This is a genomic window from Burkholderia sp. IMCC1007, assembly GCF_027257875.1.
Classification (GTDB): domain Bacteria; phylum Pseudomonadota; class Gammaproteobacteria; order Burkholderiales; family Burkholderiaceae; genus Burkholderia.
In genome coordinates this window covers 108,936-118,889 of sequence record NZ_JAPVQY010000018.1, presented here as the reverse complement: position 1 = coordinate 118,889, position 9,954 = coordinate 108,936, and the positions used below count along the sequence as shown (strand labels likewise).

The window sequence follows — 9,954 nt, the reverse complement described above, 5'->3', positions numbered from 1 at the left end:
GGCAGTGCCGACGGCAGGCCGCCGACCGCACCGCTGCCCGCCGACAGCCCGGGCGCGGTCGCCTGCCCGGGCGGCGTCGCGAAGAACTCGGACGCGAGCCGCGCGAGCGTCGCCGGGTCCGGCAAACCGGCCGGCAGCGACGCGTGCGGCAGCGCGAGCGCGTCGCGGCCGGTCGAGCCGGGATTAACGGTAGGTGTCGGGATAGTCATGGTACTTGGCGATTTCGACGTCATCGAGGACAGCCAGCGCATCCGGCGAGTGGACCGCGAGCGAGCAGTACAGCGAGATCAGGTACGACGCGATCGCCTGATCGTTGATCCCCATGAAGCGCACCGACAGGCCCGGCCCCTGCTCGCCCGCGACACCCGGCTGGTAGAGGCCGACGACGCCCTGCCGCTTGTCGCCGACGCGCAGCAGCAGGATCTTGGTCTTGCCGTCGGCGATGGGCACCTTGTCCGACGGGATCAGCGGAATGCCGCGCCACGTGAGGAACTGCGAGCCGAACAGGCTCACCGTCGGCGGCGGCACGCCGCGCCGCGTGCATTCGCGGCCGAACGCGGCGATCGCGAGCGGGTGCGCGAGGAAGAACGCGGGCTCCTTCCACACCTTGGTCAGCAGTTCGTCGAGATCGTCCGGCGTCGGCGCGCCCGTCAGCGGGAAAATCCGCTGTTCGTCGGTCACGTTCGCGAGCAGACCATAGTCCGGGTTGTTGATCAGCTGGCTTTCCTGCAGTTCCTTGATCGTCTCGATCGTCAGGCGCAGCTGTTCCTTGATCTGGTCATGAGGACTGCTGTAGAGATCGGAGATCCGCGTATGCACGTCGAGTACCGTGCTCACCGCGTTCAGGAAATACTCGCGCGGCTGTTCCTCGTACGGCACGAAAGTCCGCGGCAGCACGCTTTCGTCCTCGAGCTGCGTGCACGCGGCGCGCACGGCTTCCGGGTTCTTCACCTGGTTCAGCCGATAGATGCCGGCCTCGACCGGCACCCATTGCAGCAGGTGGGTCAGCCAGCGCGGCGTGATCGTGGAAAGCTGGGGGACGGTCTTGGTAGCGTTCGCTAGTTGGCGGGCGGCGTGATCGCTCAGCGCGGCCGTGCCGCTTGCAACGGTCGACATGTGTGGCTCCGGGGTTCTTAAGATGAAAAACGGGATTGCTTATGACGCGGGGGAATTATCGGAAGCACGCACCTGCCGGCTCAACATGCTATAGCCGTCACACGGCACAACCGAAGGAGAAAAAACGGGACGCCGTCAGGTGACGTACGCGCCGGGCAGCAGCGTCGAGATCGACACGTCGAATGCGCGTGCGATCTTGTCGGCGGTGACGATCGATGCGATCGCCTCGCCGCGCTCGATCTCGCCGACATACGAACGGTTCAGCCCCGCGTGTTCGGCGAGTTGTTCCTGCGACCAGGTGCGCGCCTCGCGCAGCCGGCGCACGTTGGCGCCGAAGTGCTGGATCAGGTCGCTCATGACGCCACCTGCGCGACGGGCGCCGGCTCGGCCGGCTCGATCACCTCGACCCGCGCACGCGGCGCGGCATTCGCTTCGCTGCGCAACACGGCCTGCGTGATGTTCGCGCCGGCCGGCACGTCCTGCGTGAGCCACACGTTGCCGCCGATCACTGCGCCGCGGCCGATCGTCACGCGGCCGAGGATCGTTGCGCCTGCATAGATCACGACGTCGTCCTCGACGATCGGGTGGCGCGCGAGCCCTTTCTCCAGATGGCCGGCCGCATCGCGCGGGAAACGCTTGGCGCCGAGCGTGACCGCCTGGTACACGCGCACGCGCTCGCCGATGATCGCGGTCTCGCCGATCACGACGCCCGTGCCGTGATCGATGAAGAAGCCGCCGCCGATGCGCGCGCCCGGATGAATGTCGATGCCCGTTTCCGCGTGAGCCTGCTCGGCGATGATCCGCGCAAGCAGCGGCAGCCCGAGCCGGTACAGCTCGTGCGCGAGCCGGTGGTGGATCATCGCGAGAATGCCGGGATAGCACAGCAGCACTTCGTCGACGCTGCCCGCGGCCGGATCGCCGTGGAACGCCGCCAGCACGTCGCTGTCGAGCAGGCGGCGAATGTCGGGCAGGCGCGCGGCGAATGCCTGCACGGCCGTGGACGCCACCTCGTCGATCTGCGCGTCGGCGTTGCGCTGCCGCGCGGCGTAGCGCAACTCCAGCGTCACTTGCGCGAGCAGCGCGTTCAGCGCCGCGTCGAGCGCGTGCGCCACATAGAAATTCTCGCTTTCCTGGCGCAGGTCGGGCGGCCCGAGCCGCATCGGGAACAACACGCCCTTCAGCGCGCCGATGATTTGCGCGAGCGCCTCGCGCGCCGGCAGGTCGCGCCCGCCCGGTTCGAGCGAACGCCGCTGCTTCTCGCGCCACGCGCGGCGCACGGTGTGGAGCGACTGAACGATGTCGTCGATTTCGAATGCGGCCATGCTGACTTCTCCCCGTAACGGCCTTGACTCAGTCCTGCGCCCACGGCAGGCCGCGATAGCGCCAGCCGTTCCGGCCGCCGCGATGCTGCCGTTCGTCGAGGTCGCCCTCGAACCCTTCGAGCACGTTGAACACCTGCGTGAACCCGGCCTTCGCCGCGGCCTCCGCCGCCTGCGCGGACCGGTTGCCGCTGCGGCACAACAACAGCACCACCGCGTCCTTGCCGGTCTTCGCTTCCAGTTCGCGCACGAAGCGCGGGTTGCGCGTCAGGCTCGTGCCGGTCGCCCACGGCACATGCAGCGACTCCGGCACGTGGCCGACGAATTTCCGTTCCTCCGCGGTGCGCACGTCCACCAGCAACGCGTCGCCGGCGGAGAACAGCGCCCATGCGGCTTGCGGCGCCACGCCGCCCGCATAGGGCGTACCCGCCGATGCGGCCGCCGCGCGGGCGTCTTCGAGCGCCTGCTGTGCGGCGGTTCGTTCTTCCAATGCAAAAGTCATGACGCTTCCTTGTTCTCGCAGATTCGTATGAACAAACACCCTGGGAATGCGGCCGGTGCAGCTTGCTTGCTGTCTATAGCCGTCAGACGAACTATGCGAGCGCGCTCGGGGAAGCAGAACCAATAAAAATTCATTTCCTAATCAGCGGCGCGTGAAATGCAATAGCGCTCCGCCCATGATCGAAATGGTCCACACGTGACAGTTGGCAAGAATGCATATCGGCGACCCGGCAAGCACGGCAGCGCGAGCCGGGGCGGCTTTCGAACCGTAGGTAGCCGGCACGGCAACGGGCATGCGCAGTCCCGTATCGCCGGACGAAGCTCTAGAATTTCAGCTTCTCAAAACAACATAGAGGGCCAAAATGAGCACACCCGCGTCCGCGATTCCATGGAACGTCTTCGCCGAACGTCTCAAGAAGTGTCTGGATTTCGGCAAGGATGCCGTCGAGCTCGTCGCCAAATGCTCGATCCTGATGCTGTTCCTTCCAGGGCTATCGATATGGCTCTATCTCGACAGGATCGGCTGGCACTCGCTGTTTCTCGATTCGATCTCGTCGACGTCCGGTCTGATCGCGCTGCTGATTGGCACGTTGCTGCTGGTGTCCGCGTTGCTGTTCGTGCTGTGCGCGCCCTCGATCTTTCTTCTGTTCCTGCTCGCCATCGACAAGGACTCGCGGGTCCTGTCCAAAAGCACGGCCGTCGTCATCCTGCTGACAGTGCTCGTGTGGATGGCATGCGTATTCGTCGGCTCGCTCTGGATCAAGCAGATGTCGGTCCCGCTTGTCGTGGCCCCGACGTTTGTCTTCGGCATCATCGCCACGCTCGTCGGGTGGCGCATCGACGGCACATCGAGCGGCGCGGGGATATGGAAGACGCTGTTCAAGTCAGTTGCGTTGTCTGCGCTCGTCACCCTTGCCGCCATTACGAGCAGCGGAGGCTTCCTGACCGTCGAATCGTTCGCCGGCGACATGAGCACGGATGCCAAGGCATACTCTGCGCTCGTCACGCTCCTGCCCCTCACGCTCGCGGGCTTCCTGCCCGGACTCATGGCAATCGGCGTGGCCGCGCGCAGCAAGCCGGCCACCACGACGATAAAGTACGTCGCTGTCGGCGTCGGTTTCGTGTTCTATGTGCTGGTGATGTGGTCGCTGACCTCGTTCTCGACCGGCATCGGCTCCCGCGCACTGGAAAAGACTGGGGTCTATAGCGAAACGCCGCAGGACTTCGAATTGCTCAACGAGAATGCGAGAGCCAGCCTCGAACGTGTGGGCATTCCGGTCGCATCGCAAGGCCTGCGGACCATTCGCGCATACGTTCGCTACGCATTCGGCGACATCCGCCTGCTGTGTGCGGATGAATTCAAACCGGGGGTCACCGATGGGCTCGACGACCGATTCTCGAGCGCCCCGGACGATCTGAAAGCGGCCCGCGAGAAGGCACTCGCAGCCGGACGTAACTGCGTGATGCTCAAGAAGGACGACATCCGGCCAATCCGGCTGAAACAGTCGCCCTGATTCTTTGCCAGGCGCGCGTGCGGCTCGCAGCGACTCCGCTGCGAGCCGTCCGCGGGTTCACGTCAAATCGCGGGATCGACCGGCGCAACCGGCACGCCGCGCGCCTCGATATCGCGCCCGGCGAGCAGACACAGATCCTCGCGATGATGCGTGGCAACGACCTGCACGCCTACCGGCACGTCGTTGACGCGCCCCGTCGTCACCGCCAGCCCCGGCAGCCCCATCGCCGGCAGCGCACGCAGCGTGAGCTGCGCTTCCCAGACGCGCTCGAACGCGTCCGGGCCTTGCCGATCGAGATCGTCGGGAAACGGCAGCTCCGACGACACCGGCAGCAGCAACACCGCGTATTCATCGAGGAACAGCCGCCACTGCCGCGTGAGCGTCGTGCGACGCACCAGCGCGCCGCTGATCACGTCGGCCGGCAGATCGCGCACCTTGCCGCGCACGGCGGCGATCACCGCAGCCGCGCCCGGATCGCCATCGCGGCCGACCGCGTCCGCCAACGCATCGAAACCGTCGCCAAGCCAGAGTTGCTCCTGCAACAGTGCTGCCTCACGCATCGGCGGCGTATCGTCGATCTCGTCGACGGTCCAGCCCGCATCGACGAGCCGGCGCGCGGCATCGCGCAATGCCGCCTCCACTTCCGGCACGACCTGCAGGCCGCCCGGACGCACGCACAACGCCGCGCGCTTCGGTACCGCACGGCCTTCGATCGGCACGTGCACGTACCAGGGGTCGCGTGGGTCCGGCGCGGCGAACGCGCGCAGCGCCAGCGCGAGATCGTCGATCGTGCGGGCGATCGGCCCCGTCGTCGACATCAGTTGCGCGCCGATCGCACGCTCCGGCGACGACGCATTGAATGCCGGCACGCGCCCAAGCGACGGCCGGATGCCGTGCACGCCGCATGCGTACGCCGGGTAACGCACCGAGCCGCCGATATCGGTGCCGACCGCGATCGGCCCGATCCCCGCGGCCACCGCCGCCGCGGCCCCGCCGCTCGATCCGCCCGGCGTCAGCGCGAGGTTGCGCGGATTGCGCGTAGGGCCGTGCACGAGATTCGACGTGAACCAGCGCAGCGCGAACGTCGGCGAATTCGTGCGGCCGAGCAGCACCGCGCCGGCCTTTCTCAGGTTCGAGACCGACGGACTGTCGGCATGCGCGATCAGGTTTTCCTGCAGCCGCGTGCCGTTGGTCGGGAAAGGACATCACAATCACGCAAGGCGCCGCGGTTTGCGTGCATCGCGGCGCCGCTCTCACTCACTGCACATCCTGCTGCTTCGCGCGCGCGGCCGCTGCGATGATCGCATCGGCCACGGCCTTCGGCTGGCTCAGCATCGAGACATGGCTGCCGTTCACGTGTGTGACGGTCGCGCCGATCCGCGTCGCCATCGCCTCCTGCAGCTTCGGATCGATCATCCGGTCCTGCGTCGTGACGACGAACGTCGATGGCTTCACGTGCCACGCGGCCTGAGTCACCCTCTCCGAAATGCAGCCACCGTACCACGGCCCCTGCGTTGCGGCGACGATGCGCTGCTGCGCGGGCGAAAGATCCGGCGCGAAATCCTGCGCGATCGCCTTGTCCGACAGCGTCGTGAAGCCGCCTGCGTCCTTGCGCAACTCGCCGGCCCACGCCGGTGCGGGCAGCCCCTGCGTGACGTCGGCGATCGACTGGCCGTTGTCCGGCGCGAACGCGGCGACGTAGACGAGCGACTTCACTTTATCGTCGTTGCCCGCGTTACTGATCACGACGCCGGCCCACGAATGTCCGACCAGCACGACCGGCCCATTCTGTTCGTCGATCGCGCGCTTCGTCGCGGCCGTATCGTCCGCGAGCGTGCTCAGCGGGTTCTGTACCGACACGACATGCAGGCCGCGTGCTTCGAGCAGCGGAATCACGCGATTCCAGCTCGACCCGTCGGCAAATGCACCGTGCACCAGCACGACGTTCGTGCCCTTCAGGTCGTCCTTCGGTGCAGCGTGTGCCGTCATCGCACCGAACAGCCCGCCGATCACCGCTGCGGACACCAGAAACCGTTTCGTCAAACCGATCATCGTCTTGCTCCTTTCCGTCGTGTTGTTCATCAGATGAAGTGCCGTGGATGGGCCGCGTTCGCGTACCGCAGACGCGGCGACCACCGATCACGAATGCGCGTACAGATCGTCGGTGTCCGTGCGTGCGTGCCGTGCGGCACGCGCGTCGGCGGCGGTGTAGCGCGCGGCGGGCGACGATGCGGCGGCCACGTTGTCGTCCTGCGATTTCGACGGGCCGTTCTGGTCGGAACGCGCAACCTGCTGCGCGGCGGCGACGGCGTTCTGCGCGGCGAGGATATCGTCCGGGTAATGCGCTTCGCTGCCCGCCGGGTTGTAGCCGGCCTTCTCGAGCCGGACGAGTTCGGCGCGCACGTCAGCGCGCGTGAGGCCGTGGCCGACGTCGGCGAACGACAACGCGGGGATGGAAACGAGCACTGCAACTGCGAGGATTCGAGCGGCTTTCATGAGCGTTCTCCTTGAAGGAAGTTTGGGGTGTCGATCAGTGGGCGTCCGACGCGACCGTCTGGCGCCGAACGTTTGCTGCATGTCGACAGTAGAACCCGCTCACGTATCCGGCATGTTTCCGCAACATGGCTTCAGTGCAATCCGATGTTTCTGAAGCGGTGTTAGATACATTCCGATACAAACGCGTGTTTCTTGCCATGCGTGCACGGACGATAACGATTCAAGCTCTGAAACGTATGGACGTAATGGCGTATGCAGGTGTGGCGCAAGGCTTCGTCACTGGGTGATGCACCTCAAAGATGAAGCGGATCGCTACGTCACGCGCTTCGCGTCGTCCATCCTTGGCGATGCAGTACTGCTTCCGATTTCTGTCTGAAACACATTCTGACAATCCGCGATCGTTACCACGGCCTTTGCGCGCGTTTTTCCGGCACGGGTGTTTTTTCGTGCACTCCGAGTCGCTATGCTTGCCGCCTCGTTACGGTTCCCCATTGCTTCGGATACTTATCGATTCAGTTCGTATCGATCCTGCGAAGGGCAACGTATCAGACATGTTCAGGAGTCTGGATGACCGATTCAATTCTCGATCCGAAACCGATAGCGGACGCGCCCGACAAAGAACCATCATCTCGGTGGATCCTCCCGCCTCAACTGCGACTCGTCCTAAACCGCCACCGATCATCGTAGGTCGCGTCGAAGGGATGACACTGCCCATGAAAGGCACACCGCTCATCTGCATCAGGCAGATGCCATTGCCCGGGGTCGTGATCTTCGTGCATGGCGTGAACTCCGAAGGCGAATGGTTCGATGCGACGGAGGAAGGGGTGTGCAAAGGCCTCAATCGACGGATCGGGCGACTCAACGACCAAATGATGTATCACGGCATCGAAGCCGGGCAATTGACGCCGGCGAAGTACACGGAGAGCGTGACGCCGGAGGGGTTCTTGAACCCCGATTTGCTGGCTGACAACTACATCACCCCGGATCCGTCGTTTTCGCCTGTCATTCACTTTCGGTGGGGGTATCGCGCGACCGGGGCGGAATTGAAGGAGTACGGGGACAAGATTTTCTTGAACGAACAGGACTATTGGGGCGGCGGTCCGTTCACCAATGGCTGCTCCAGTTTGCCCGACCTTTGGCACGGCGGTCTCGACGATCGAACGATGGGATGGATGACAGTACAAGGCATTAATCCGACCAATCGGCCGCTGTATCGAGCGCCGCCGCGTGCGTACGGTGTGCTCGCGGCGTTGCGCTTGGCCAAATTGATCGAGTCAATCCGACAGATGCAGGCCGACGTACCGATCACCGTCGTGTGCCACAGCCAGGGCAACATCGTCGGCCTTACGGCAGCCTTCTTCGGCGACGCATTTCCCGATGTCGAAGATCCATGGGGACGCACGGGCCACTGCGTGGCAGATGCCTATGTGCTGGCGAATGCGCCGTACAGCCTCGCGAATTCAGAGGGCCCACACAAATCCGACACGTTCATGGATACGTGGTCGCAACGTGCGACGAAAGATGGAAGTGGGCATCGCGGTCGGTAGACCTATGCGGCCCGCACGAAGACTTTCGGCAAGTTCCTGTCGATCATCGGTGCCCGAAAAGACTTCGAGCAGCCGGTCGACAAGGTCGATGAAGACATGAAGAACAAACGGGTATCGCCGACGAGCAACCGGTCTTATGCCGCACAAGACGATCGCGATCGGCACGGCTTGAACGGGTCGACGTATGGCCGCGTCACCGCGTATTGCTGTCCGCACGATCAGGTGATTTCGGCGGTCACGGTTCAAGACATCGGCTGGCGAGGCATCAGCAAGCACGAGTTGGATGACATCGGCGCGGCAGGCGTCCTGACGCAGCGAGTGTTCGCATCGGGCTTTCCTGTTGGTGTGCAGAAACCGTACCGCTATTGGGACGACGATTGGCGGCATGGCAAGCAAGGAACGAAGTCGGGCTTCTGGTATCCGCCCTCGCCGCCAGCCAAGTTCAATCTGATCGGCGCAATCAAAGGAAATGAAAGCGTGTTCGGAATAGCGGCGACGCTGGCTACTGCACCGCTCATGTTTGTCGTGACTGGCATCAGTTCGGCATTGAACATGCTGCGCGTGAACGCTGATCCACCGAAGGGGTGGACGGTGGTAGCGGACGCTCCCGCGCTGGATGATCCATTTCCGCCGAAAGCATTGCGGTTCGGTAAACCCGTCGAAACGAAGGATGGCGACGCAATAAGCGACTTCAACGAAGGTAACGATCCACCGGCCGCATGGCGCGATGCGAACAAGGCCGACGCAGACAAGCGCGCGGACGACCCTTACGACCAGTACGCGCCGAAGAACGAAGACAGCGTTGCTCAAGGCACGGCAGCAACCGAAGCCGGGCAGCGCTACGAGGATCGCGCGTTGATGCGGATGGAGGCGCGTCGCACGCTGAACACCGAATGGCTCGATGGCGAGGGCCATGTGATTGGCGAGGACGGCAAAAGCGAAATGCCCGAGGGCTACAAGGAGTGGCGCGACAAGCAGATTGTCGACTGGCTCGATCGCGGTGCGACCAATAGCCCGACGAACCACTCTACGACGATGACCAATCCCGAGCACGCTGAAAAGGCGCTTGCGTATGACATTGCGTTGGGTCTGTGCTACCTGACGGAAAAGCAGCTCAGAGATCTGCGTATTCAGGCCGACTGGCGCATGGCGAGCGGCATCTCGGATGACGATCAGGTCAAGAAATACTCGAGGTATTTCAAATCGGGAACTGTCGATGGCCTCCCTATGCACAAATGGGTACATGCCGAGAAAAGCGAGGGGACGATACCCGACGCGATCGCGGATGAGCGTGAGGGTGAGTTTTATCTGAAGGTCGGGGGTGTGATTTGAAGGCGCTAATCGCTACGTGGCCACGCCGTGTTGCCATCGCCGTTTTGACATGGGTGCTCACCGCCGCACTCATGGCCACGCTGATGGCACACGTAGAACAACCCGACCCAGCACATTTGGAAATAGGTG

Annotated in this window: 7 protein-coding genes and 3 pseudogenes; 2 read left to right on the top strand and 8 right to left on the bottom strand. The window is 64.1% G+C overall.

Annotation, left to right across the window (positions count from 1 at the left end):
- From O1Q03_RS17955 to O1Q03_RS17935, 5 genes and pseudogenes are all read right to left on the bottom strand, one after another.
- A pseudogene (locus tag O1Q03_RS17955) lies at positions 1-209 on the bottom strand (family 2A encapsulin nanocompartment cargo protein cysteine desulfurase); the annotation flags it as partial.
- Positions 184-1,116, bottom strand: coding sequence for a family 2A encapsulin nanocompartment shell protein (locus O1Q03_RS17950; RefSeq protein WP_269505119.1), 933 nt, complete (start codon positions 1,114-1,116; stop codon positions 184-186). The gene O1Q03_RS17950 and the pseudogene O1Q03_RS17955, both read right to left, overlap by 26 nt.
- A gap of 135 nt (positions 1,117-1,251) precedes the next feature.
- Complete coding sequence (locus tag O1Q03_RS17945; RefSeq protein WP_269505118.1) at positions 1,252-1,473, bottom strand: helix-turn-helix domain-containing protein; 222 nt, start codon at positions 1,471-1,473, stop codon at positions 1,252-1,254.
- Positions 1,470-2,438 (bottom strand): serine O-acetyltransferase EpsC, encoded by a 969-nt coding sequence (gene epsC / locus O1Q03_RS17940; protein WP_269505117.1) that lies wholly within the window; start codon positions 2,436-2,438, stop codon positions 1,470-1,472. The genes O1Q03_RS17945 and epsC overlap by 4 nt, the downstream gene beginning before the upstream one ends.
- A 28-nt stretch (positions 2,439-2,466) precedes the next feature.
- A complete protein-coding gene (locus tag O1Q03_RS17935; RefSeq protein WP_269505115.1) occupies positions 2,467-2,937 on the bottom strand; it encodes a rhodanese-like domain-containing protein in 471 nt (156 codons plus the stop codon).
- A 361-nt stretch (positions 2,938-3,298) separates the two neighbouring features.
- On the opposite strand from O1Q03_RS17935, the gene O1Q03_RS17930 reads away from it, so the two are divergent.
- A complete protein-coding gene (locus tag O1Q03_RS17930) occupies positions 3,299-4,450 on the top strand; it encodes a hypothetical protein (RefSeq protein WP_269505113.1) in 1,152 nt (383 codons plus the stop codon).
- A 62-nt stretch (positions 4,451-4,512) separates the two neighbouring features.
- Here the strand turns inward: O1Q03_RS17930 and O1Q03_RS17925 are convergent.
- The 3 genes and pseudogenes from O1Q03_RS17925 to O1Q03_RS17915 all read right to left on the bottom strand — a co-directional run.
- A pseudogene (locus tag O1Q03_RS17925) lies at positions 4,513-5,643 on the bottom strand (amidase family protein); the annotation flags it as partial.
- Between the two features lie 64 nt (positions 5,644-5,707).
- Positions 5,708-6,502: an alpha/beta fold hydrolase gene (locus tag O1Q03_RS17920; protein ID WP_269505112.1), complete on the bottom strand. Its 795-nt coding sequence runs from the start codon at positions 6,500-6,502 to the stop codon at positions 5,708-5,710.
- An 87-nt stretch (positions 6,503-6,589) separates the two neighbouring features.
- Positions 6,590-6,946, bottom strand: a complete 357-nt coding sequence (locus O1Q03_RS17915) for a DUF4148 domain-containing protein (RefSeq protein ID WP_269505111.1) — start codon at positions 6,944-6,946, stop codon at positions 6,590-6,592.
- A gap of 701 nt (positions 6,947-7,647) precedes the next feature.
- Between O1Q03_RS17915 and O1Q03_RS17910 the strand changes: the two are divergent.
- Positions 7,648-9,825: pseudogene (locus tag O1Q03_RS17910) on the top strand (T6SS effector phospholipase Tle3 domain-containing protein).
- The last annotated feature ends 129 nt before the right edge of the window (positions 9,826-9,954 follow it).